The 22,818-nt window shown below is 26.6% G+C and carries 25 protein-coding genes; 14 read left to right on the top strand and 11 right to left on the bottom strand.

Translation table 11 applies throughout. The features are described 5' to 3' along the window. Window positions 1-91: 91 nt before the first annotated feature. From ACZ5OA_RS01070 to ACZ5OA_RS01055, 4 genes are read right to left on the bottom strand one after another with little or no spacing between them, the layout of a single operon-like run. Complete coding sequence (locus ACZ5OA_RS01070) at window positions 92-1,309, bottom strand: MgtC/SapB family protein (protein WP_464907686.1); 1,218 nt, start codon at window positions 1,307-1,309, stop codon at window positions 92-94. Between the two features lie 4 nt (window positions 1,310-1,313). Beyond that, the gene (locus ACZ5OA_RS01065; RefSeq protein WP_464907685.1) at window positions 1,314-4,319 is read right to left on the bottom strand and encodes a CheR family methyltransferase; all 3,006 of its coding nucleotides are present in this window, start codon (window positions 4,317-4,319) and stop codon (window positions 1,314-1,316) included. Window positions 4,320-4,329: 10 nt separating this feature from the next. Further along, complete coding sequence (locus ACZ5OA_RS01060; RefSeq protein ID WP_464907684.1) at window positions 4,330-4,461, bottom strand: chemotaxis protein CheB; 132 nt, start codon at window positions 4,459-4,461, stop codon at window positions 4,330-4,332. 30 nt (window positions 4,462-4,491) lie between these two features. Further along, complete coding sequence (locus tag ACZ5OA_RS01055; protein WP_464907683.1) at window positions 4,492-5,691, bottom strand: nucleotide sugar dehydrogenase; 1,200 nt, start codon at window positions 5,689-5,691, stop codon at window positions 4,492-4,494. Between the two features lie 85 nt (window positions 5,692-5,776). Between ACZ5OA_RS01055 and ciaB the strand changes: the two genes are divergently transcribed. The 11 genes from ciaB to ACZ5OA_RS01000 all read left to right on the top strand — a co-directional run bounded on the left by ciaB (window position 5,777) and on the right by ACZ5OA_RS01000 (window position 15,772). Next, window positions 5,777-7,534, top strand: coding sequence for an invasion protein CiaB (gene ciaB, locus ACZ5OA_RS01050; RefSeq protein WP_464907682.1), 1,758 nt, complete (start codon window positions 5,777-5,779; stop codon window positions 7,532-7,534). After that, window positions 7,531-8,166 (top strand): HAD family hydrolase, encoded by a 636-nt coding sequence (locus tag ACZ5OA_RS01045; RefSeq protein WP_464907681.1) that lies wholly within the window; start codon window positions 7,531-7,533, stop codon window positions 8,164-8,166. Before ciaB ends, ACZ5OA_RS01045 begins: the two co-directional genes overlap by 4 nt. A gap of 3 nt (window positions 8,167-8,169) precedes the next feature. Beyond that, window positions 8,170-8,787: a protein adenylyltransferase Fic gene (gene fic / locus ACZ5OA_RS01040; RefSeq protein WP_464907680.1), complete on the top strand. Its 618-nt coding sequence runs from the start codon at window positions 8,170-8,172 to the stop codon at window positions 8,785-8,787. Then, window positions 8,784-9,056 (top strand): flagellar basal body rod C-terminal domain-containing protein, encoded by a 273-nt coding sequence (locus ACZ5OA_RS01035; protein ID WP_464907679.1) that lies wholly within the window; start codon window positions 8,784-8,786, stop codon window positions 9,054-9,056. Before fic ends, ACZ5OA_RS01035 begins: the two co-directional genes overlap by 4 nt. A 67-nt stretch (window positions 9,057-9,123) precedes the next feature. After that, the gene (locus tag ACZ5OA_RS01030) at window positions 9,124-9,360 is read left to right on the top strand and encodes a PqqD family protein (protein ID WP_464907678.1); all 237 of its coding nucleotides are present in this window, start codon (window positions 9,124-9,126) and stop codon (window positions 9,358-9,360) included. After that, on the top strand, window positions 9,357-10,376 hold the full coding sequence (locus tag ACZ5OA_RS01025) for an ATP-grasp domain-containing protein (RefSeq protein WP_464907677.1): 1,020 nt from the start codon (window positions 9,357-9,359) through the stop codon (window positions 10,374-10,376). The genes ACZ5OA_RS01030 and ACZ5OA_RS01025 overlap by 4 nt, the downstream gene beginning before the upstream one ends. A 1-nt stretch (window position 10,377) precedes the next feature. Continuing rightward, the gene (locus ACZ5OA_RS01020; protein ID WP_464907676.1) at window positions 10,378-11,724 is read left to right on the top strand and encodes an alanine racemase; all 1,347 of its coding nucleotides are present in this window, start codon (window positions 10,378-10,380) and stop codon (window positions 11,722-11,724) included. Next, on the top strand, window positions 11,724-13,727 hold the full coding sequence (locus ACZ5OA_RS01015; protein ID WP_464907675.1) for an urea transporter: 2,004 nt from the start codon (window positions 11,724-11,726) through the stop codon (window positions 13,725-13,727). Before ACZ5OA_RS01020 ends, ACZ5OA_RS01015 begins: the two co-directional genes overlap by 1 nt. After that, window positions 13,724-14,314 (top strand): tetratricopeptide repeat protein, encoded by a 591-nt coding sequence (locus tag ACZ5OA_RS01010; protein ID WP_464907674.1) that lies wholly within the window; start codon window positions 13,724-13,726, stop codon window positions 14,312-14,314. The genes ACZ5OA_RS01015 and ACZ5OA_RS01010 overlap by 4 nt, the downstream gene beginning before the upstream one ends. Further along, complete coding sequence (locus ACZ5OA_RS01005) at window positions 14,311-14,919, top strand: response regulator transcription factor (RefSeq protein WP_464907673.1); 609 nt, start codon at window positions 14,311-14,313, stop codon at window positions 14,917-14,919. The genes ACZ5OA_RS01010 and ACZ5OA_RS01005 overlap by 4 nt, the downstream gene beginning before the upstream one ends. 1 nt (window position 14,920) lies before the next feature. Then, window positions 14,921-15,772, top strand: coding sequence for a hypothetical protein (locus tag ACZ5OA_RS01000; protein ID WP_464907672.1), 852 nt, complete (start codon window positions 14,921-14,923; stop codon window positions 15,770-15,772). Here the strand turns inward: ACZ5OA_RS01000 and ACZ5OA_RS00995 are convergent, their stop codons facing one another. The 7 genes from ACZ5OA_RS00995 to ACZ5OA_RS00965 form a co-directional block, all read right to left on the bottom strand. Further along, window positions 15,773-16,510 (bottom strand): rod shape-determining protein MreC, encoded by a 738-nt coding sequence (locus ACZ5OA_RS00995; RefSeq protein ID WP_464907671.1) that lies wholly within the window; start codon window positions 16,508-16,510, stop codon window positions 15,773-15,775. Then, the gene (locus ACZ5OA_RS00990) at window positions 16,503-17,543 is read right to left on the bottom strand and encodes a rod shape-determining protein (RefSeq protein ID WP_464907670.1); all 1,041 of its coding nucleotides are present in this window, start codon (window positions 17,541-17,543) and stop codon (window positions 16,503-16,505) included. Before ACZ5OA_RS00990 ends, ACZ5OA_RS00995 begins: the two co-directional genes overlap by 8 nt. Next, a complete protein-coding gene (gene clpX / locus ACZ5OA_RS00985; RefSeq protein WP_464907669.1) occupies window positions 17,543-18,754 on the bottom strand; it encodes an ATP-dependent Clp protease ATP-binding subunit ClpX in 1,212 nt (403 codons plus the stop codon). The genes ACZ5OA_RS00990 and clpX overlap by 1 nt, the downstream gene beginning before the upstream one ends. Beyond that, window positions 18,738-19,517: an acyl-ACP--UDP-N-acetylglucosamine O-acyltransferase gene (gene lpxA, locus ACZ5OA_RS00980; protein ID WP_464907668.1), complete on the bottom strand. Its 780-nt coding sequence runs from the start codon at window positions 19,515-19,517 to the stop codon at window positions 18,738-18,740. Before lpxA ends, clpX begins: the two co-directional genes overlap by 17 nt. Further along, window positions 19,517-19,954, bottom strand: coding sequence for a 3-hydroxyacyl-ACP dehydratase FabZ (gene fabZ, locus ACZ5OA_RS00975; protein ID WP_464907667.1), 438 nt, complete (start codon window positions 19,952-19,954; stop codon window positions 19,517-19,519). The genes lpxA and fabZ overlap by 1 nt, the downstream gene beginning before the upstream one ends. A gap of 116 nt (window positions 19,955-20,070) precedes the next feature. Next, window positions 20,071-21,150: an epoxyqueuosine reductase QueH gene (locus ACZ5OA_RS00970; protein WP_464907666.1), complete on the bottom strand. Its 1,080-nt coding sequence runs from the start codon at window positions 21,148-21,150 to the stop codon at window positions 20,071-20,073. Beyond that, the gene (locus ACZ5OA_RS00965) at window positions 21,150-21,356 is read right to left on the bottom strand and encodes a hypothetical protein (RefSeq protein ID WP_464907665.1); all 207 of its coding nucleotides are present in this window, start codon (window positions 21,354-21,356) and stop codon (window positions 21,150-21,152) included. The genes ACZ5OA_RS00970 and ACZ5OA_RS00965 overlap by 1 nt, the downstream gene beginning before the upstream one ends. A 128-nt stretch (window positions 21,357-21,484) precedes the next feature. On the opposite strand from ACZ5OA_RS00965, the gene ACZ5OA_RS00960 reads away from it, so the two are divergent. From ACZ5OA_RS00960 to ACZ5OA_RS00950, 3 genes are read left to right on the top strand one after another with little or no spacing between them, the layout of a single operon-like run. Then, on the top strand, window positions 21,485-22,006 hold the full coding sequence (locus tag ACZ5OA_RS00960; RefSeq protein ID WP_464907664.1) for a class I SAM-dependent methyltransferase: 522 nt from the start codon (window positions 21,485-21,487) through the stop codon (window positions 22,004-22,006). Further along, entirely contained in the window at window positions 22,006-22,569 is a 564-nt protein-coding gene (gene coaE / locus ACZ5OA_RS00955) for a dephospho-CoA kinase (protein WP_464907663.1), read from the top strand. Before ACZ5OA_RS00960 ends, coaE begins: the two co-directional genes overlap by 1 nt. Further along, window positions 22,566-22,784 carry a hypothetical protein gene (locus tag ACZ5OA_RS00950; protein ID WP_464907662.1) on the top strand — a complete coding sequence of 73 codons (219 nt, stop codon included), beginning with the start codon at window positions 22,566-22,568 and terminating at the stop codon, window positions 22,782-22,784. Before coaE ends, ACZ5OA_RS00950 begins: the two co-directional genes overlap by 4 nt. The last annotated feature ends 34 nt before the right edge of the window (window positions 22,785-22,818 follow it).

Below are 22,818 nucleotides of genomic sequence, written 5' to 3'. Positions count from 1 at the left end.
AAAAGTTGACAAAATAGAAGAAATTTCTTCAAGAAATGAATATTGAAGAGATTGTAAGTGCTTTTATATTTAGAGAGTTGTATAATTACAATTAATGAAAATAAACTGCCCATCCAAGTGTCAACACTGCTAAAAATAGTAGATTCAATACTGCTTTTTTCATTTGCCATTTAGAAAAAACCCCTGCATACAACGCTTTTAAAACATTATTACTCGCTGCTGCTATTAAAATAGCCTGAATTATATCACTTTGTGTAACTGCATATTTTCCTTGAATTAATGATAAAATAAAAGGGTCAATATCTGTAAATCCAACTATTGCTGAAAGTACTTGAAGACCTGTGTTTCCAAAGTGAAAGATAACTACCTTTGTAATTACTGCCATAACAATAAAAAGTCCTGCAAAAATAAATGCTACTTGAAGTTCAAGTGGATTGGAATCTACATTGGATTTCACATTTTCACTATTTTCTCTTAAAAAATAGAATATTATTAAACTTACCAAAAACAAACTACTAAAAGGTAAAACTAGACTTTTTGATAAACTAAAATTGAAAATAGCTACAATTACAAGAAGTCTTAAATACATAATCCCTGTAGCTACTATGATAGAACCTTGAACTAAATTCGTAGCACCTTTTTTGGCCAAAACTACAGTTGTAGCAGTTGAAGAATAGATACCACCCAAAATCCCTGTTACCATTATTCCTGTGCGAGGTAAAAAATATTTTTGTAAAATATAACTTGTATAACTAATTGAGCTAACAACTACCACTGCCAGCCAAATTTTGAATGGAGATACACTCACATAAGGAATTACATTTTTATCTGGTAAAATCGGTAAAATAACAACTGAAAGTAGTAAAAATTTAGAAAGTGTAACTAATTCTTCATTATTTATTTTTTGTGTGAGCTCTTTTATCTTTGGTTTTGAAGAAAGAATAAAAACGATAGAAACATAAATCAAAGGGATATAATAGATTGATCTTTCTTCAATTCCGGAAAATGAATAAGTAATAAGTGAGATTAAAATAGTAAGAATACCTTTTTTACCTATTTTTAATTTATGGATGTAAAATATAGACAAAAAAATACTCAAAACAAAAAGTCCAAGCATATAGATTTGAAAATTCATCAAATGTAAAACAAATCCAAGCATAGCAATAAATGTAAAGGTTCTAGTCGTTCCTACACTAAAAACGTCTTCTTTTTGTGCATAATATTCTCTAAGCTCCAATCCCGTCAAAAATCCAAAAATCACTACTACCAAAAATTTAATTAATAAAGTTATGTTTAATATTTCGTACATAAATTTATCCTTCTTTATTTAAAATAATATCAGTTTCTAATCCATTAGAATAATTTTTTATAATAAATTGACCATTAAATGATTTTTCAATAATCTGTCTTGACATATAAAGACCCAATCCTGTTCCTTGTGCTGCAAATTTAGTAGAAAAATATGGGTCAGTCAATTTATTGATAATTTTTTCATCAACCCCACCCCCATTATCTTTTATACTTAATATTATACTGTCTTCATTTTCTTCTACATCAATTATAATTTTAGGATCTCTTATTTTTCTTTCTACAAAGGCATCTTTTGAGTTATTAAAAATATTCACTAACACCTGGGCTAATTCATTGGAATAACCATTTAATTTAATATCATTATCAATATTAATTATTATATCTATTCCATGAGCTTTGAAACTACCCTCTACTATTTTTAAACTATCTTCTATTACTTTTGTTAGATAAAACTCTTTTTTTATTTTTTCCGGTTTTAAAAAATTTCTAAAATCATCTATGGTTTGAGACATCTTTTGAATTAAATAGTTAGTTTTTTTACTAAATTCTTCAATCTTTTCACTATTTAATTCCCCTTCTTCATATTCTATAGTACACTCAGCAATATATAAATTTAAAGCATTTAATGGCTGTCTCCATTGATGAGCTATATTCCCTATCATTTCCCCTAAAGCTGCAGATTTTGATTGTTGGATTAATAATTTTTCTTGTTTTTTAAATTCTGTAATATCAACAGCTTTAAATATAGCACCTTTACACTCGTTTTGAGCTGAATTTTTGTCGATATAAGGTAATATTCTTACTTTATATATCTTTTCATTATAAATAATCTCAAAATTTAATTCTTCTTTATTATTAATGACTTGACTTAATTTTTCCTTTAAATCCCCAAAATTAATTTTACTTTTTAATAATGAAATATTTTCATTTATATTACTATCTGATATATCAAATAATTCTTTTGTTTTGGGAGTAAATAATTTAATTTTCAAATCTTTATTAACTATAATTACTGCAAAATCTAAAAGACTAAAAATATTTTCTAAATCATTTGTTTTATTTATTAAAAGCTCAGTCTTTAAATTTAACTCATTATTTACATTTCTAAGTTCTTCGTTTGTAGATTGTAACTCTTCATTTGTGGATTGTAACTCCTCAGTCGTAGATTGAAGTTCTTCGTTTGAAATCTCAAGTTCTTCTATTGTTGTTTGAAAACGTTCTTTTGTTAGCATTAATTGAGATTCAAGTTCTTTAATATAAATTGAAATATCTTTGTTGTTTGAGCTTAAAGTAGCTTCCGTATATAAATTATCCCCAATTTCAATAAAAACTACTGCTATAGAATCCATCAAATAACCTATGTTTTTTAATGGAAAGACCAATATATTTACATAAGTTATTTTATTTGTTTTAAATAATTTCACTATTTTATCAAAACAACTATGTTCTTTTCTTACTTTGGAAATAAGATATCTCAAATCTAATTTCATATCTTCTTTGATTAATGAGGTTATATCACTATTAAAACTCCCGCTATGAATATCTATATATTTTTGGGCATTCCCAGATATAAAAGAAACATCATTATTTCTATTTATGATAATAAAATTTTTAAATAATTCTTTTTTTAAAGAATCTGCCATAGATTGATATATAATATCTTCTTTATTTAATTTAACATTTGTTTTTTCTTTTATATGTAATTTGTTAGAATATTTTTTAGGATAATATATTAAACTTTCCATCGAAGCTTTTTCTTTACTTGTATCTTTTTTAAATATTTTTGCTGTTCTTTCCAATGGTATAAATATTTTTTGTAAATTATTAATAGCTTCACTTTTCCCTAAAAACAATATTCCATCATCTTTTAAAGAATGATGAAAAATTTTTATAATTCTATTTTGCAATGTTGAATTGAAATAAATTAATAAATTTCTACAACTTATCAAATCTAATTTTAAAAATGGTGGATTTTTTATAACATCATGAATTGAAAAAACAACAAATTCCCTAATTTCTTTAACTATTTTATATTTATCATCTATTTCTTCAAAATAGGTATCTAAATATTCTTTATTAATATTTTTTATTTCACTTTTGGAATATATTCCACTTCTTGCCTTTTTTATAGCATCTTCACTTATATCTGTTGCAAATATTATAATTTTTTTATTTATATTTAATGCTTTTAAAATTTTATGTAATATTATCGCAATTGAATAAGCTTCTTTTCCTGATGCACATCCAACTACCCAAACTCTGATTTCTTTATCTTTACTATTTTTTATTAAATTACAAAGATATTCTTCTAATTTTTTCCATGCATTTTTATCTCTAAAAAAATCTGTAACAATTATAATTAAATCTTTATATAACAATTTAAGTTCTTTGGGATTGTTTTTTAAAATTTTAATATATTTTGATAAACTATCTACCCCATTTATCACCATTCTTCTTTCTAATCTTCTTCGAAGAGTTTCTATTTTATAATCACTAAAATCTATATTAAAATTATATTCAAGCATATCAACAATAGCATCAACATCACTTATTGCAATATTTTTAATTATTGTATTTTTATTATTTAAAATCTTAGATAACTTTTTAATTATTTTTTTTATCTCAAAAACAACATCTACACATCCAGTTTTGATCGATGCTTGAGGCATAGAAGCAAATTTTGCTTCTTTTGGATCTTGAACCATTGTAATTCCACCTGCATTTTTAATAGATTCAATTCCTTTTGCTCCATCACTTCCGCTTCCTGACAAAATTATTGCTATAGCATTTTCACCAAACTCTTTTGCTAATGATGTGAAAAAAAGATTAATTGAAGGTTTTGGATATGTATTTTTAGATACAGTTAGTAATTCAAAATATTTTTTATCATTTATTGTTAAATTATTATTTGGAGGGCAAATATAAATAGTTTTGGGTAAAATTTTCATATTATTTTCTATCATTTTGATAGGTAGCTCAGTAAATTTTGATAATAACTCTCCTAACATTGTAGGATGATTAGAAGTCAAGATGCTGAATAATAATATATACTATATTACTGATATTTGTATCTATATTTGATACAAACTCCTGTAATGCTTCATATCCTCCTGCACTTGCTCCAAGAGCTACTACTTTTAATTTATTCATAAACCTACCTTTTATTTATCATCTTATTTCTTAACTATCACTATTAAAAATATCTCTTGTATATACTTTTTCTTTTACATCTTTTAAAGTATCACTAAATCTATTTGCTACAATTACATCTGATATTTTCTTAAATTCATCTAAATCTTTTATAACTCTTGAATGAAAAAATGTATCTTCTTTTAATGCTGGTTCGTAGATAACTACTTCTATACCTTTTGCTTTTATTCTTTTCATTACACCTTGGATAGCACTACTTCTGAAATTATCACTTCCTGACTTCATAACTAGTCTATAAACTCCTACTATTTTTGGATTTCTTTTGATAATAGAATCAGCTATAAAATCTTTTCTTGTTGAATTTGATTTTACGATAGCTTCCATTATATTATTTGGAACATCTTTGTAGTTTGCTAAAAGTTGTTTAGTATCTTTTGGTAAGCAATATCCTCCATATCCAAAACTTGGATTATTGTAGTGAGTTCCTATTCTTGGATCAAGTCCAATACCTTCTATAATTTGTTTAGAATTTAATCCGTGAGTTTGTGCATAAGAGTCAAGTTCATTAAAAAATGAAACTCTCATAGCTAAATATGTATTTGCAAAAAGTTTAATAGCTTCTGCTTCTGTAGAATCTGTAAAAAGAATATTTATATTTTCTTTAATAGCACCTTCTTTTAAAAGCCCTGCAAATATTTCCGCTCTTTCGCTTTGTTCTCCTACTACAATTCTACTTGGATATAAATTATCATACAGGGCTTTTCCTTCTCTTAAAAATTCTGGAGAAAAAATGATATTATCTGTATTAAATTCTTCTCTTAATTTTTTAGTATAACCTACAGGAATTGTTGATTTTATTACCATTGTTGTATTTGGATTGATTGATAACACATCTTTGATGACAAATTCTATACTTTTAGTATTAAAATAGTTAGTTTCAGGGTCATAATCAGTTGGAGTTGCTATTATTACATAATCAGCATCTTTATAAGCTTTTTCCTTATCTAAAGTAGCTTTGAATTTTCCTTCTTTTACAAGTTTTGGTAAATACTCTTCTATCTCTTTATCTTCTATTGGAGAAATACCTTTTTGTAACATTTCTACTTTTTCAGGGATAATATCAAGTGCAACAACATCATTATTTTGCGCAAGTAATGTTCCATTACTAAGCCCCACATATCCAGTACCTGCTATTGCTATTTTATATTTTTGTCCATTTTCTTTTAACATTAAAATCCTTTATATTCAAATTATATTAAGATTATATCAAATTTTTATTTTCTTTTTGTTATAATCTAACAAAAAAAGGTAAATAATGAATTTAGAAAAAATATATGAAATTGTTACTAAAAGAAATGAAAAAGTAAATTCTCTTTATAATGATTTAGGAGAATATAAAAAGCTTTTTGAAGATATTTTGCAAGAGATAAATTTAGAAATAAATGAAGAAACTATGCATTCTATCACTCAAAGATTTGTAAATTTAAGAGAAGATGCGCTTCTAAATATGATGAAAAAAGCAAATTTTTCAAATGAAGAAATTATAAAAGCACAAATCACAGTCTATAACTATGTGAAAAAGTTTTGGCTAACAAGTCACAAAGAGATGATAGAAGAGATGAAAGAATATTTAACTCCTTTTTATTATGAATTATTTAAAGGAATACATAATGTAGGAATTGTATTTAGTGATTGGCAAATAGAATGGACAAATGCCATAATAAATGGAATCAATCAAGATTTACTTACTGAATTTAATGGTGATGAAGCTAAAATATTTGAAATGCTCAGAAGTAAACAACTTTTTGATTTAGGACATAATGGAGAAGCAGATAGATGTTATACAGTTTTAGTGAAAGTTGGCGATAAATATGAAGTAAAAACTTATCCAGAAATATTTAAAAGTGAAATATATTTAGCTACAAAACATTTACAAGAATTAATCATAAAACTAAATAATTATGAAGATGAATATAAAAAAGAGTGGATTAATTATCTAAACAAAATAAATGACGCTCTTTTATGCGAAGATAGACACAATTTAGTAAAAAAATGGAGTGAAGTTGATATCGCGTGGATGGATGTAAAAAGTCCTATTCAAGTAGGTCATCCTCTTGAATATTATGAAGACCATTTCAGAAAAACAGTTGCACTTGAACTAGACATCAGAGTAACCAATCCAAACAGAAAAAGCGAAGTAAAACAAAATATAATTAAAATGTATAAAAAATTAAACAGAGATGAAAAAACTCTAAATTTTGCACTTCAAAAAATAGATGAAACACAACTCTATTTAGGCCGTCCAGCTACATTTTATGGAGCAGAATTAAATGGACTATTTTCTGCACAAGTTGTTCCAAATGATGAGGTAGCATCAAGCTTGAAAGGAAAAAAAATATTTGCTTTTGCAGATAAGATTTTAGAAGATGCTAAGGCAAAACCAAAAATGAAAATAAGTTATGAAGTTTTTGGTAAAGAATTTATGGATAAACAATATGCATTTTTAGAAAATAGTGAGTTGTGGCATAAAGTTTATGATATTACAACTATTGGTCACGAATTTGGTCATATTTTGTGGCTTGATGTTGATAGTGAATCTGTAATGAATGAAACGGGAAGTTTCAAAAATGTAGAAGAGTTTAAAGCTACAACTGGTGGACTTATGGCTTTCTTTACGAATGAAGATAAAGAATTAAAAGAACTCATTATAAATGATACTATCAAAAGAGGAGTTGGACTAATTGCTTGGATGGAGGTGGGAGAAGTATTGCCTTATTATTGTGAGGGACTAATTCATCTAACTGGACTTTTTGAGTGTGGAGTTTTAGAATTTGATGGTAAACTAAAAATAAATGTAAATGCAGAAAATTATCAAAAACTAAAAGCTTGGTATAAAAAAACTTATCTTGATTTAGCTGAGAATTATTATCTTAAAAAAGTTGATCCAAAAGGATTTTTAGATAAATTTATTATAAAAAAAGATGGAAAACAGTTACCAAAAGAGATAAAAGTAAAAGAGTTTGTAAACTGCTATTATGAATTATACAAAGAAATAGGACAAGTAACACTATGATAATTTTATTTGATTTAGACGGAACACTGATTGATTCAACAGAAGCTATTTTAGAAAGCTTTTATGCTTCTTTTAAAGCTTTTAATACAAGAGTTCCAAGTGATGAAAAGATAAAATCTTTCATCGGCCTTCCTCTTGATATTATGTTTGTAAAATTAGGAGTACCTGAAGAAAAAAAGTGGGATTATGTAGATACTTACAAAAAACATTATCGCCCTATTTCCAAACAAAAAACAATTCTTCTTCCGTTTGCAAAAGAAGCAATACTAAAAGCCAGTAAAATTGCTACTTTAGGGATCGTAACGACTAAGACTTCATTATATTCAAGAGAACTTATGGAACATTTTGGAATGATGAAGTATTTTGACGTTTTAATAGGTCGTGATGATGTAACTCATCCAAAACCTCATCCTGAACCTATTTTCAAAGCAATTGAAAAATTGGATACTAAAAATAAAAAAATTTATATGATTGGCGATACTTGTTTAGATTGCATAAGTGCAAAAGAAGCCGGAATTAATTCTATCGGTGTTCATAGCGGATATGGAGATAGAAAAGATTTGAAAAAATGCTGTGAAATTGTAAAAGAAAATGTTTTAGAAGCTGTAGAGTTTCTTAGCAATAAGGATTAGTTAGTGATATTAAAAAATAAACTTGATATTAAAAATGAGATAAAATTAGCTAAAGTTGAAGAAAAACTTAGTAAACTAAAAGCTAAAAAACTATTTAAAAGTGAGTTTTTCGATACTTTGAGAGCTGGGACTTTCGAAAGTTTAGCAACTATTCATAAGGAGATGTTTTGTGACATTTATGATTTTGCTGGAGAGATTAGAAATGTTAATATCTCAAAAGGTAATTTTAGATTTGTACCTGTTACATATTTACAAGAAGCAATTAAACAAATAGAAAAAATGCCTCAATCTTCTTTTGATAAAATAGTTGAAAAATATGTAGAAATGAATGTGGCTCATCCTTTCCGTGAAGGAAATGGTAGAAGTATGAGAATTTGGCTTGATTTAATGTTGAAAAATTCTATTAAAAAAGTTGTTGATTGGAATAGTATTGATAGAGATGATTATCTTTTGGCAATGCAAAGAAGTCCTATAAAAGATACAGAAATAAAAATACTTCTAAAAAATGCATTAACTGATAAAATTGATAATCCTGATGTCTTTATGAAAGGTATTGATGCGAGTTATTATTATGAAGGATATAGTTTTTATAAAACTAAAGAATTAGGAGAAGTAAAATGAATATAAATAGTAATTCAATGATATCCCATCAAAGTTTAATGAATATTACTGCAAATAATATTGCAAATGTGAATAGTAAAAATTTTACAGCAAAAGATGGAAAAATAGAAAATAATTTAAAAGTGAATATCAGGGATACAAATAAACCTACAGATTTAACAAAAGAAATAACAGATATGATTTCTACTCAAGAAGGTTTTGAAGCTCAAGTGCCAGTTATCAAAACAGAAGATAAGATAATGGGTACTTTGCTTGATATGAAAGTATAAATTTTTATTAACTCTTTATTAACCCTAGCTTAATATAATTCCTCCATCAAAACAAAAAGGAGAAATTATGCAACTTGATTCTTTGATTCTAGATGAAAATAATATGGGGTTTATTCCCTCTACTGGAGCTACATTTCAATTAAATAAAATAGGAAAAGAGATTTTAGCTTTATTAAAAGATGGATTTGGTAAAGATATTATCGTTGAAACATTATCTAAAAAATATAATATTGATGAAAAAGAAGTTTTTATTGATGTAAGTGATTTTTTGGCCAAACTTAAAATTTATGGATTTGAAGTATGAAAATAGCAATAAGTGGATTAAATGCAACAGACAATCCAGCTCCTGGACTTCCAGTGGCTAAATCATTACAAACTTACGAATTAATTGGATTTAGTTATGACCCAAACGAACCAGCAAACTATTTAGATAATTTTAAAACTAAATATTTAATGCCTTATCCTGCTTTAGGATTTGAGGAGTTAAAAAACAGACTAGAATACATCACTCAAAAAGAGGGGCAAATTGATTTAATTATACCTTGTTTGGATGCTGAACTTCCTTTATACATAAAATATCAAAATGAACTTGAAAAAATAGGAATCAAAACATTTTTACCAAATTTAGAAAGTTTTGAACTTAGAAACAAAAACAAACTTGCCAAACTTTCAAAAGAGCTAAATTTAAAATATCCTGATACTTTCGAAATATCATCTATCAAAGAAATGACAGATTTAATAAGAGAAAAAGAAATAGAATTCCCTTTTATGGTAAAAGGAAACTATTATAAAGCTTACAAAGCACACACGATAGAAGAAGCAATTGAGCATTTTTACACTATCTCAAACGAATGGGGATTTCCTGTATTACTTCAAGAAACAGTAACTGGTGAAGAAATAAATTTAGTTGGAGTTGCAGATGGAGAAGGGAATTTAAAAGGTGCCGTTTCTATGAAAAAACTCACAACCACAACGCTAGGAAAAATTTGGAGTGGAATTACAATTGATAATCAAAAATTAATTGAAACTGCTAAAAAGTTTGTAAAAGCAACTAAATGGCGAGGTCCATTTGAGCTTGAATGTATGGCAAACGGGGATGAAGTTTATATGATTGAAATTAATCCACGATTTCCAGCGTGGGTATATTTTGCAACAAGTGTGGGAATAAATTTACCCCAAATGGTAGTAAAATTAGCAAATGGTGAAAAAGTAGAAGAGAATTTAGAATTTCCGGTCGGAAAAATGTATATGAGATTTACAGATGAAGTGGTAGTAGATTACACACAATTTATGAAATTATTAAGCACAAAGGAGTTATAAAATGAGTTATCAAAAACCTACAATTAATAGAGTTGATTTTGCAATGAGTAGCAAATATGGAAGCCCTCTTAAAACACAAAAAATAAGAGAAAATATAGAAGGTGTTAGTGTTAAAGAATTGACTGAAAAATATGGAAGCCCTCTTTTTGTCTATTCACAAAGAGAAATTGAGAATAAATATAATACTTTATATAACGCCTTTTCAAGTAGATATCCAAATATTCAATTTGGGTGGAGTTATAAAACAAACTATTTAAATGCAATTTGTAATATTTTTCATAAACTTGGAAGTATTGCTGAGGTTGTAAGTGAATTTGAATATGAAAAAGCAAGAAATTTAGGAATAGAAGGTAAAAATATTATTTTTAACGGACCTTATAAACCAAAAGAAGCTCTAAAAATAGCAGTTCAAGAAGGAGCAAAAATCCACATCGACAATCTTTTTGAAATAAATGATTTAGAAGATATAACCGATGAATTGGGTGTTACTATTCCAGTAGCTATTAGAGTAAATATGGATACTGGTATTTATCCACAATGGAGTAGATTTGGATTTAATTATGAAAGTGGAGAGGCTTATGAAGCAGTTAGAAGAATTCATAAAAATAAAAAACTATATTTAACCGGACTTCATTCTCATATCGGAACTTTTATGCTTGATGCAAATGCTTATAAGCTTGAAACTGCCAAATTAATGCAATTAAAAGCACAAATTGAAGCTGATTTTGAATATGAAATTGAATATATTGATATTGGTGGAGGATTTGCAAGTAAAAATCATTTAAAAGGTATCTATCAAGCTCCAGAAGTAATTGTACCAACTGCTGATGATTATGCAGAAGCCATTACAAGTGCTATTTATGAAAACAATAGAAGTGAAAAACTTCCAAAACTTTATCTAGAAACTGGAAGACATTTAGTCGATGAAGCGGGATATTTACTAACAAGTGTTTGGGGATACAAAAGATTCCCCGATGGAAAAAAAGGTTATATTTTAGATGCAGGGGTAAATCTACTTTATACAGCAACTTGGTATAATTTCAATATCGAACTTGATAAAAGATATGAAGGAATAAATGAACCAAGTATGTTAAATGGCCCACTTTGTATGAATATTGATATTATAAATGAAAATATTATGCTTCCAGCACTCGATCGTGGAACTATTTTGACAGTTAGTCCAGTTGGAGCTTATAACTATACTCAAGCAATGCAATTTATCAGATACAGACCAAAAGTTGTATTAATTGATAATGACAGTAAAGTTCATATCATAAAAGATGATGATGATTTAAGCACAATTAATTACAAAGAAAAGTTACCAGAATATTTGGAGTTAAATAAATAATGATAAAAAAAGCAACACTAATTTTTAAACCCTATTCAGCACTTATATTTTTGGATAACAAAATTGCTGGTGCAATCCTTTTTGCCCTTAGCTTTTTAATCCCAAGTGTAGGAATTAGTGGAGTTTTTGCAGTTTTAATAACTATTATTTTTGCAGAATTTATTACACTTAGAGAAGAAGTATTAGAAAATGGTTTTTATCTTTATAACTCTTTATTAGTTGGTATGGGAATTGGATATATTTTTTCACCAACATTTCTAAGTTTTTTTCTTATACTTATTTTATCTTCCTTTACATTTTTACTATCATTTATTTTATATAGACTTTTTTCAGTTTATAAAATTCCGATTTTATCTCTTCCTTTTTCAATTATAACAATAATTGCATATCTTGCAAGTCTGAAATATTCATATCTTTACTCAAATTTGATTAATTCACACATTGCATATGACATTCATATATATTCATTAATTGACCCATTTTTTAGATCCCTTGGGACTATCTTTTTCTTGCCAAATGTATTGGCTGGTTTGATAATTAGTTTGATAATTTTATACTTTTCAAGAATTACATTTTTTATGGGAATAATAAGTTTTTATTTAGGAATTTTTATACATTCACTTTTGATTAGTAGTTTTACACAAGCTCTAAACGACCCTTATGCATTTAACTATATTTTAGTTGGAATTGCTCTTGGAGGGATATTTTTACTCCCAACTCTAAAAAATTATATTTTGGCCTTTTTAGGTGTTATTATGAGTGTTGTAATTGTAGATGCAATGAATGTATTTTTCAATTATTATGCAATTCCAGTTTTTACAATTCCTTTTAACACGATTGTAATGATGTTTATTTTTGTTTTATCATCAATCTATTATAAAGAATTTAATTACAACATCAAAAAAACTCCTGAGAAATCACTTAGTTACTATTTAAGCAATATTTTTAGATTTGGTAAAGATATAAAAATAGCTTTACCTTTTAGTGGAGAGTGGTATGTTTATCAAACTTTCAATGGAGAATGGACTCATAAAGGTAAGTGGAAATATGCTTACGATTTTATAATCAAAAAAGATAATAAAAGTTACAAAGATGAAGGACTTTATCCAAGTGATTACTACTCTTTTGGTGAAAGTTTATTATCACCTGTAAATGGATATATAGTTGCTTTAAGAGATGATTTAGCTGATAATATTATTGGCGAAGTTGATAGAATTAATAATTGGGGAAATTATATAATTATCAAAAACGATGCTGGGTATTTTGTAGAAATAAGTCACTTAATGCAATATTCAATAAATGTAAAAGTTGGAGACTATGTTCATCAAGGACAAATCATAGCAAAATGTGGAAATAGCGGCTATTCTCCTGAACCTCACATTCATATTCAACTGCAAAAATTTGCAATTTTAGGAAGTGAAACTATTCCTTTTGTATTTAGTGAATATATAAAAGAAAATAAATTATTTTACAATTCACTACCTAAAAAAGATGAAACAATAAAATCTTTAATTATTGATAAATCAATGCAACTTAGATTCAATTTTATTTTGGATGATGTTTATAAATACATAAATGAAAAAGATGAAGAAATCGAATTTAAAGTAAATATGAATTCATTTGGAGAATTTTATTTTACAGATAAAAACAGTAATAAATTATATTTTTATTCTACACCATCTCTATTTTATTTTTATAATTATGAAGGAAACAGTAGTTATTTAAAAGAACTATTCAAATTAGCACCAAAAATCCCATTTATAAATGCTAAGAATATAAAATATATCGATGTTTTACCTATATATCTACTTCATAATAAAGTAAAAAGTTCTTTAATTGAGTTTATGTCAGCATTTAAACCATCTATTTATAAAAAAGAATTTAGTTATAATTTCAATAGCTTAACTTTATCTTCACAATTTGGTACAATTAAATTAAATATGTATAAAAAAGGATTTTCCCAAATCCAAACTAAAGATTTTACTTTAAGGAGAATTGATTGAAAAAATTATTATTACTTTTTTTAGCTGTTTTTTTAGTGGCAGGAGAAATAAATAGTGCATACAAAAACTCATATAATTATGAAAAAACTGGGAATTACAAAGATGCTATAAAAGCATTAATTCCTATTTATAACAAATATCCCAAAGGTTATACTCTAAATTTACGACTTGGATATCTTTTTTATATGAATAAAAACTACAAAAATGCTATTAGTTATTACAAAAAAGCATCTCTTGTTTTACCAAACTCATTTGAACCAAAACTTGGACTTATGAGAGCTTATTTGACAATAGGAGACAATCAAAATGTAACTAATATAGGGTATTCTATATTAAAAATTGATTTATATAATTATTATGCAAATTTATATATCATTGATTCACTTATAAATCAAAAAAAATATGATGATGCACTTACTTTTGTGGATAAAATGTTAACTATATATCCAACTGATATAACTTATCTTGTAAAATTAGCTAAAATTTATGAAGTTAAAAATCCAGCTTATGCTAAAAAAATTTATAAAGAGTCTATCTTAATTTTAGACCCAAACAATGTAGCTGCTAAAATTTATTTAAATAAATGATAAAAATACTAATTTATGAAACAAATTCTTATTGGATAGAAAATTTAAAGCTTCTTCCTTATGAACTTGAGTTTTGTTTTAATGAAGAAGAAGTTTATAAAAAAACTTATAAACATAAATATGATTTTTATATTTTTGATTTTGAAGGATATTCAATTTTAAAAGAGTTAAAAGAATCAGGAGATAAAACAATTTCGATATTTTTAAGTAATTTTGAAGACTTTAATTCACAAAAAAAGGCATATAAAATTGCAGATGATTTTTTTAAAAAATCTTGCACTTATATTGAAGAAATAAAAATTAAACTAGAATATTACATCAAAAAAATATATAACTTATCTAAAATAATAAGATATAATAATATATATTTTCATTCTTATTCTAATGTAATTTATAAAAATGAAAAAAAAATAGAGTTAACAACTTTGGAAAAAGAGTTGTTAATTTTGTTTTTTAAAAACAAAAACAAATACTTAAATAAAGATGAGTTATTAGAGCTTTTATCTATTACCATAGGAACTTTAAAAGTAAAAATAACTCATCTTAGAAAACTTGGATTCAAGATTGAAAACAGACGAGAAATTGGCTATATATTAAAGGATTAAAATGAAAAAATTGGTATTAGTAGGATTGGTTGGATTAGGTAGTTTAGTAATGGCACAAACATATTATTCTGTATTGCCATATGCAGGTGCAATTAATTATTCAGGAGACACAACAAAAGATAATGGGCATGTAGGTGGAGTATATTTATCTGCTTTTGAATCACCTTATAAAGTAGAATTAGACGCAGAACATACAAGAATAAAATACAAAGATACTACACCTACTCTAAATCAAAATGATTTTACAGGAATTTTTCACTATTATCAAGGATACAATTTAGATTATAAAGTAGGTATGCATCATATTTCAAGTGATGATGAACTTACAGATAAAGCAAATATCTATTTAGCTGGAATTTTATATTATCAAACACTAAAATATAATGCAGGAGTAAATCTATATTATAGTGATTATTCCAATCTTTCAACTTCTCCAAAAATTTGTCAAATTTCTCCAAAAGCTGGAATTAATTTTGGTAACTATTATTCTAAAACAGGAAGTTTTTATGCTGGGGCAAAAGTTGATTATATTCATCCAACAAGCAATAAAGATAAAAACAATTTAAAATCAAATTACACATCAATTGAACTTAGTTTATCAAATTACAAAGGTGCTTTTACAACTAAACTTAGTGGATGGATTGGTAAAAGAGTATTTGATGTAGCTAATGGTGGATTTATAGTAAATAATCTAACAGGTGTACAAAAAGCAGGAGCAAAAATTAGTGAAAGTTATAAAATAGATAAAAAATCAAATGTTAAAGTTGAGTATTCTTATACTAAATTTGATGGGGATACATCAGGAACTGCTCATAGCAATACTTATTTAGCAAGTTATAATTACAATTTTTAATTAATTATTAACTACATAAAAAAAAGTGGGATAATATGGATTGTAAAAAGGTTTGATTATAGCTTCTTGATACAATTTTCTTTGTATTATAGAAGTTATTTTCCCTACTTTTACACCTTCATAAAAAATTCTATCTAATCCACTTGTAACTACTAAATCCCCAATATTTATTTTTTTATAATTTGGAATATATTTTACAATTAACTCTTCCCCACCAAAAGCAATTCCTGGAATTTTATCTTTTCCAATAAAAACAGTATAACTTGTGTTTGGATTTGTATTAAGTAAAGCTAAAGAGTAACTATTATAAGATTTAGTTACGATTCCAGCTACTTCTTTATTGTAAATAATTCCCTTTGGATGAGATAATTTTTTATCGCTGTAATTCACATAAATAGATGTTATATCTGGAAGATTTGCATAAGAAATAGTCTCGGCAAAAACTATTTTGGGATTATTTACTATTTGAAAATTTTTTAATTTTTTATAATTTGAAATAATTGGATAAATTGATTCTATATAATCTCTATACATTTTATTGTTTTTTGTAAGAGTTTGAATCTGTTTCACTTGATTAAAATAGGAACTTAATTCAAATTTAACAATATCATAAGAAGATATTATCTCTTCTTTGATAAAATTAAAACTAAATAAAACAGATTCTTTAATTTCACTTTTTAAATAAAAAGAAATAGCTATAATAATAGCTATAATAGTATAGAAAATTTTTTTATTCATTTAGGGCAGATGAAAGTATTTCTATATTTTCCAACGCTTTACCAGTTCCTCTTGCAACTGCTAAAAGTGGGTCTTCTGCAACATATACTGGAAGTTTCACTAAGTCTCTTAGATATTTATCAAGTCCTCTAAGAAGTGCTCCACCACCAGTTAAAATAACTCCATTTTCCACAATATCACCTGCTAAATCTGCTGGTGTTTCTTCTAAAACTTGTTTTAATGCTTCACCTATTTCTTTAACAGGCTCTTTTATAGCTTCTCTTACATCTTCACTTGAAATTTCTATTGTATTTAAAAGTCCTGTAATTCTATCTTTTCCTTTGATAAACATTTTCAGCTCTTCATCAAGTTTAGATGCACTTCCAATTTCCATTTTTATCTCTTCTGCGCCTCTTTCACCAATTTGAAGAGAATAAGTTTTATTTATATAATCAACTATTGATTTATCAAACTTATCACCTGCAACTCTAATTGATTTAGACACAACTAAACCACCTAATGAAATAACACCTATTTCAGTTGTCCCACCACCAATATCAATTACCAAATTTCCTTGTGCTTCTTGAGTATTAAGTTCTGCTCCAATAGCTGCTGCCATAGGTTCTTCTATAAGATATACTTCTCTTGAACCAGCACTCAGGGCTGATTCTTTAACAGCTTTTCTTTCCACTTGTGTAAGTCCATAAGGAACACAAATAATAATTCTTGGAGAAATAAAAGTACTTCTATTATGAACTTTTTTAATAAAATATTTTATCATCTCTTGTGTAACATCAAAATCTGCAATAACTCCATCTTTCATTGGACGAATAGCAGTAATGTTTTCAGGAGTTTTTCCTACCATTTCTTTGGCTTCTTTCCCAACTGCTAAAATTTTCTTTTTACCATTATGAGTAGTTTTAAGAGCCACTACACTTGGCTCATTTATAGCTATTCCTTTCCCTTTTATAGAAACAATAGTATTTGCAGTCCCTAAATCAATTGCTAAATCACTTGAAAATATCCCTATAATTTTGTCAAAAATATTTGCCATTATTTTCCTTTTATTTGTTTAATTAAAACTGGTTCAGATTTATTTAAAATCACATCTTTTGTAATAACAACCTCATATCCGCTAAGTTCTGGTAAATCAAACATAATATCAACCATAGCCTCTTCTATAATTGCTCTAAGCCCTCTTGCTCCTGTTTTTCTCTCAAGTGCCAACTTGGCTATTGCTTCTAAAGCCTCTTTTTCAAATGTAAGTTTTACCTCATCAATAGCAAATAATTTTTTATACTGTTTTATAAGTGCATTTTTAGGTTCTGTCAAGATTTTAATTAAATCATCTTTTGTAAGCTCTTTTTGAGTAGAAAGCACTGGAAATCTTCCTATTAATTCTGGAATTAATCCATATTTAATCAGATCATCAGGTTCCACTAATTCTAAGATATTATCTTCGCTCATTTCGCCTTTTTTTTCATTCCCAAAACCAATTACATTACTTTTTAATTTCTTTTTGATAATTCCTTCTAAACCATCAAAAGCACCACCAGCAATAAACAAAATTTTACTTGTATCTACCTGAATAAATTCAGCACCTGGGTGTTTTCTACCACCATGAGGAGGCACATTTACCACAGCACCTTCTACAATTTTTAGAAGTGCTTGTTGAACTCCTTCACCTGAAACATCTCTTGTAATACTTCTATTTTCTCCAAGTCTTGAAATTTTATCAATTTCATCTAAAAATATAATTCCCTTTTCAGCTCTTTGGACATCAAAATCAGCAGCTTGAAGAAGTTTCAAGAGTACATTTTCTACATCTTCACCAACATATCCAGCTTCTGTTAAAGAAGTTGCATCAGCTATTGCCAAAGGAACATCTAAAAATTTAGCTAATGTTTGAGCAATTAAAGTTTTTCCACTTCCTGTTGGTCCAATTACTAAAATATTTGATTTTTGAAGTTCTGTATCATCATCTTCAACTACATCTTGTTTAAATAATCTTTTATAATGATTATAAACTGCAACCGAAATTATTTTTTTAGCCCTATCTTGACCAATTACATATTCATCAAGTTTTGCTTTTAATTCTTTTGGAGCAAGTAAATTTACATCATGTTCTACAACTTCATCAACAGCACCCATTACAATTTTATATGCACTAATCACACAATTTTTACAAATTTTGGCTTTTTCGCCTTCAAGTAGTGGATTATCTTCCGTTTCAATCGCACCACAAAAATCACATTTTTCTATCATAAGCTATTCCTCTTTTTGAATTTACTACAAATTCTAATAATTTTATTACATATTGATTTTTACTATTTTCAAGTAAATTTTTAGCATTCTCTTTTAAAGGTTTCCCACTTTCAAAAAGTTCTTTATAAACTTTTTTAACCTCATCGATATCATTTTTATTATCAAATTTTCTTCTTAGCCCAGTTAAATTAAGACCTCTTAATTTTGCACGATTACCTTCAACCATACAAAAAGGAGGGACATCTTGACTAACCGCACTAGCCCCTGCTATCATAGCAAGTGCTCCAATATGTACAAACTGATGAATAGGAGTCATTCCACCAACTACAGCACCATCATCAACATGTACATGTCCAGCCAAAGTTGCAGCATTTGCAAATATACAATTATTACCAATAATACAATCATGAGCAATGTGAACATACCCCATAAACAAATTATTACTACCAATTATAGTTTTACCATTATCTTGAATTGTTCCTGTATTAATTAGTGTAAATTCTCTAATTTTATTATTATCTCCAATGATAAGTTCAGTATCTTCTTTATTATATTTTAAATCTTGTGGAGCTGTTCCAACTGTCGCATAAGGATAAATTTCATTACCTTTTCCAATAGTTGTAACGCCTTCAATAGTTGCATGGTGAGATATTTTTGTATTATCACCTATTGTTACATTTTTACCAATATAAGCATATGCTCCAATCTCAACATTTTCACCAATTTTGGCTCCATCTTCGATAATTGCTGTTTGATGAATCATTATTTATCCATTATCATAGCTTTAAGCTCAGCTTCAGCTACAATATTTTCATCAACATAAGCTTTTGCATCAAGTTGCCAAATTTTACCTCTTTGTTTAATTACTGATAATTTATAAACTAATCTATCTCCTGGTCTTACTGGATTTCTAAATTTAGCTTTATCAATACTCATAAAATATACTACTTTATCTTCTACTTCTTCTTTTGGAACTGATTGAAAAGCCAAAACCCCACCAGCTTGAGCTAATCCTTCAATAATCAAAACACCTGGATAAATTGGATGGTTTGGAAAATGTCCTTGAAATACTTGATTTGTAATAGAAATATTTAAATATGCTTCTATATTTTCACCCTCTTTCATATTTGTAACTCTATCAACTAATAAAAATGGATATCTATGTGGCAACATTTTTTGAATTTGTACAACATCAAACATAATTTTCCTTTTAATTTTTTAATCTAATTTTATCAAAATTTATGCTAATTTGTATGACTTTAAGAAATTATTTTAAAGTAAAAAAAAATGAAGTTATCAATTTATAAAATAAATATTTAAATTTTTATAACTTCTTTATTGTCAGGATAGACTTTTGAGTCTATTTCGACATCTATTCTTTTATCAAGTGGAACTTTTTCTAAAACAATTAAAGGCGTTAAATTATATTTTATTTCTATTAGTTTTTCTCTAATTTGAATTTCTTCTTCAATTGTAGGTGGATTTTTATAAATTTCATAAATATTTTTATACTCTTTATTCAATAATTCATTAAATTTTTTTAAAGTAATAAATTTAATTTGCATTCTATTCAAATGATAAACACCATTGTGAGTAAATTCAATTCTACCGCCATTTTTCCTTTCTAAATATGAATAAAATAGAATATAACTTGGAATAGTTTCTTTTTTAACAGTAACTTTTCCACTTAATAATCTATAATTTAAAAAATTTTCTTTTACTATTTTAAATTTTATATTTTGCTCTTCTAATTTATCTCTTTTTTCATAAAATTTTAATCTTTCTTCAATACTCGCTGGTAAAATTTGATTTGTAATAGGTGAATATAATTCATCTGGTCTGTTTTCACCTTTTTCGGCCCTTTGAGGTAAAAGTCCAAAAACACATCCACAATAATTTTGTCTATAAACTTGATTCTCTTTTGCCATTTCTTGCTGTTTTTGATGACCTCCACCCTTTGCATACTCTTTAACTATAAAATCAATATCATAAACTCTTTTTATCATTTTTCCCACATTTGCCAACTGCTCGTGTGATTTCATAGGAGACATAAGAAGAGAAGTTGAGATTTTTTTATGACCAAATTTTTTAGCTACTTTTGCACTCTCTTCCAAACTTACATCAAAACAGATACTGCATCTAACTCCCTTTTCTGGTTCATTTTCATATCCAGATACTCTTTTTAGCCAATACTCATAATTATAATTCCCCTCAATCATTTCAATACCAAGCTTTTTACAAGTTCTTTTGGTATCTCGCATTCTTAAAAGGTATTCATTGTATGGCTGAATATTTGGGTCATAAAAAAATCCCACTATCGTTTCAGCAGGGAAATCCTCTTTTAATTTTTTGAGAAAATACCCCGCATCAACTGCACAACATAAATGGACAAGCATTAAGCCTCAACTACTTTAATAATAACTTTATCACCATCTTCTTCTACTGAAAACTCATGTTTATGACAAAAAGTTTCATTAAATTCTTCTGTTAATTCTTTTGCTTCTTTTAATACTTCTTTTTTAGTTTCAAAACTTTTAGGAAATTCAACACCACTTTTTTTAAAACATCCACATTTTTTTGTAATATCTAATTCAAAACTCATAATTATCTCCTTTATTTTTTAATTTAAAATAAGAGAAAAACTCTCTTTTTTAAATTTCGATATAATTTTATCACAAAATTTAATTTTTTTTGCTATTATAAATAAAAATTTTAGAAAAAAGGAAAATAATGATTTATAATGAAATGTTAGTTCAAGTTCCAATGTGTTCACATGATAAAATTGATTTAAATGTATGCCTAATTAACCCAAATGATGATATAAGAAAAGAGCTTAGTTATCACAAAAATATAAAAGTTACTGAAACTAGCGATGAAAGTGGTTTGGCTGAGAGTGAAAATGAATTTGATATTATAATTTCAACTAAAGAAATTAGTAGTGTTTATATGAATAGAAGTTTGACAGAAAAAGGAATAGCTGTTCAACCATGCGTTAGTTTAACTGATACAAAAACATTTAAAGAGGCTGGAAAACTTATGTATATCAATCAACCTTATTGGTTTTTTGATGAAAATTATGAAATAAAAACAATTCTATTTTCAAGCAAAAAATATCAAGCTCAAGCTGATATAGTTAGAAATAAATCTGACTTTATAGAACATACTGAATATTACAACACAGATATGCATATTTCTGCATTTAATTATCCAACAAAAATATTTAAACAAATTTTACCAAGTATTAAAATTTAATGAACGCAATAATTCTTACAGGAAGTATAGCTACGGGAAAATCAACCGTAGCTAGTTTGCTTAAATTGTATGGATATTCTGTAATTAATGCCGACGAGGTAGCTCACGAAATACTAAAAAAATATTCAAATGAAATTGAAAAAATGTTTGGCACAAATGAAAGAAAAGAGCTTGGAAAAATAGTTTTTAATGATGAAAATAAAAAAAGAAAACTTGAACAATTTTTACATCCTAAAATAAAAGAAAATATTTTAGAAAAATCAAATGAGCTAGAAAAATATAATATTCCATATTTTTTGGATATTCCTTTATATTTTGAAACTAAAAATTATAATGAATTTAAAAATATAGTTGTTGTTTATACTCCTTATGAAGTTCAATTACAAAGACTTATACAAAGAAATAATATTTCACAAGAAGAAGCACAAAAACTAATAAATTTTCAACTTCCAATTGAAGAAAAAAAACAAAAAGCAACTTATGTTATAGATAATTCAAAAGATCTAAAGTATTTACAAAAAGAGGTCGATAAGTTTATTAAATATTTAAAGGAGAACAGATGAAAACAGCAAAAGAAATTAAAAAGTTTACATTAGCAAATACAAAAGATGGTGTAATAAAAGTTAATAAGATTGAAGAACCTTATGGAGAAAATTCAAAACCAGTAGTGAGTATCGCAATTAGCCTAAATGGTAACGATATAGATTGGAAAGCTCACATACCATATGAAAATATTGATGAATTAATTGAAGCTTTAAAAGAAGCTAAAAATTATTAAAATATTTTTGGTATAATTTCATTAAAAAGGCAAA

The sequence above is a fragment of the Thioreductor micantisoli genome (assembly GCF_055392745.1).
Note: the sequence above shows the minus strand (reverse complement) of the source record. Positions and strands in the feature narration are given on the sequence as shown.

Coding starts and splice junctions, on each gene's coding strand:
- ACZ5OA_RS00970 (WP_464907666.1), bottom strand. CDS start 21,150: ATGCTTGTCCATTTATGTTGTGCAGTTGATGCGGGGTATTTTCTCAAA.
- ACZ5OA_RS01005 (WP_464907673.1), top strand. CDS start 14,311: ATGATAAAAATACTAATTTATGAAACAAATTCTTATTGGATAGAAAAT.
- ciaB (WP_464907682.1), top strand. CDS start 5,777: ATGAATTTAGAAAAAATATATGAAATTGTTACTAAAAGAAATGAAAAA.
- ACZ5OA_RS01020 (WP_464907676.1), top strand. CDS start 10,378: ATGAGTTATCAAAAACCTACAATTAATAGAGTTGATTTTGCAATGAGT.
- ACZ5OA_RS01055 (WP_464907683.1), bottom strand. CDS start 5,691: ATGTTAAAAGAAAATGGACAAAAATATAAAATAGCAATAGCAGGTACT.
- ACZ5OA_RS01015 (WP_464907675.1), top strand. CDS start 11,724: ATGATAAAAAAAGCAACACTAATTTTTAAACCCTATTCAGCACTTATA.
- ACZ5OA_RS00990 (WP_464907670.1), bottom strand. CDS start 17,543: ATGGCAAATATTTTTGACAAAATTATAGGGATATTTTCAAGTGATTTA.
- ACZ5OA_RS01070 (WP_464907686.1), bottom strand. CDS start 1,309: ATGTACGAAATATTAAACATAACTTTATTAATTAAATTTTTGGTAGTA.
- ACZ5OA_RS00995 (WP_464907671.1), bottom strand. CDS start 16,510: ATGAATAAAAAAATTTTCTATACTATTATAGCTATTATTATAGCTATT.
- ACZ5OA_RS01000 (WP_464907672.1), top strand. CDS start 14,921: ATGAAAAAATTGGTATTAGTAGGATTGGTTGGATTAGGTAGTTTAGTA.
- ACZ5OA_RS01035 (WP_464907679.1), top strand. CDS start 8,784: ATGAATATAAATAGTAATTCAATGATATCCCATCAAAGTTTAATGAAT.
- ACZ5OA_RS01030 (WP_464907678.1), top strand. CDS start 9,124: ATGCAACTTGATTCTTTGATTCTAGATGAAAATAATATGGGGTTTATT.
- coaE (WP_464907663.1), top strand. CDS start 22,006: ATGAACGCAATAATTCTTACAGGAAGTATAGCTACGGGAAAATCAACC.
- ACZ5OA_RS00960 (WP_464907664.1), top strand. CDS start 21,485: ATGATTTATAATGAAATGTTAGTTCAAGTTCCAATGTGTTCACATGAT.
- ACZ5OA_RS00965 (WP_464907665.1), bottom strand. CDS start 21,356: ATGAGTTTTGAATTAGATATTACAAAAAAATGTGGATGTTTTAAAAAA.
- ACZ5OA_RS01065 (WP_464907685.1), bottom strand. CDS start 4,319: ATGTTAGGAGAGTTATTATCAAAATTTACTGAGCTACCTATCAAAATG.
- ACZ5OA_RS01025 (WP_464907677.1), top strand. CDS start 9,357: ATGAAAATAGCAATAAGTGGATTAAATGCAACAGACAATCCAGCTCCT.
- ACZ5OA_RS01060 (WP_464907684.1), bottom strand. CDS start 4,461: ATGAATAAATTAAAAGTAGTAGCTCTTGGAGCAAGTGCAGGAGGATAT.
- ACZ5OA_RS00950 (WP_464907662.1), top strand. CDS start 22,566: ATGAAAACAGCAAAAGAAATTAAAAAGTTTACATTAGCAAATACAAAA.
- fabZ (WP_464907667.1), bottom strand. CDS start 19,954: ATGTTTGATGTTGTACAAATTCAAAAAATGTTGCCACATAGATATCCA.
- ACZ5OA_RS01045 (WP_464907681.1), top strand. CDS start 7,531: ATGATAATTTTATTTGATTTAGACGGAACACTGATTGATTCAACAGAA.
- clpX (WP_464907669.1), bottom strand. CDS start 18,754: ATGATAGAAAAATGTGATTTTTGTGGTGCGATTGAAACGGAAGATAAT.
- lpxA (WP_464907668.1), bottom strand. CDS start 19,517: ATGATTCATCAAACAGCAATTATCGAAGATGGAGCCAAAATTGGTGAA.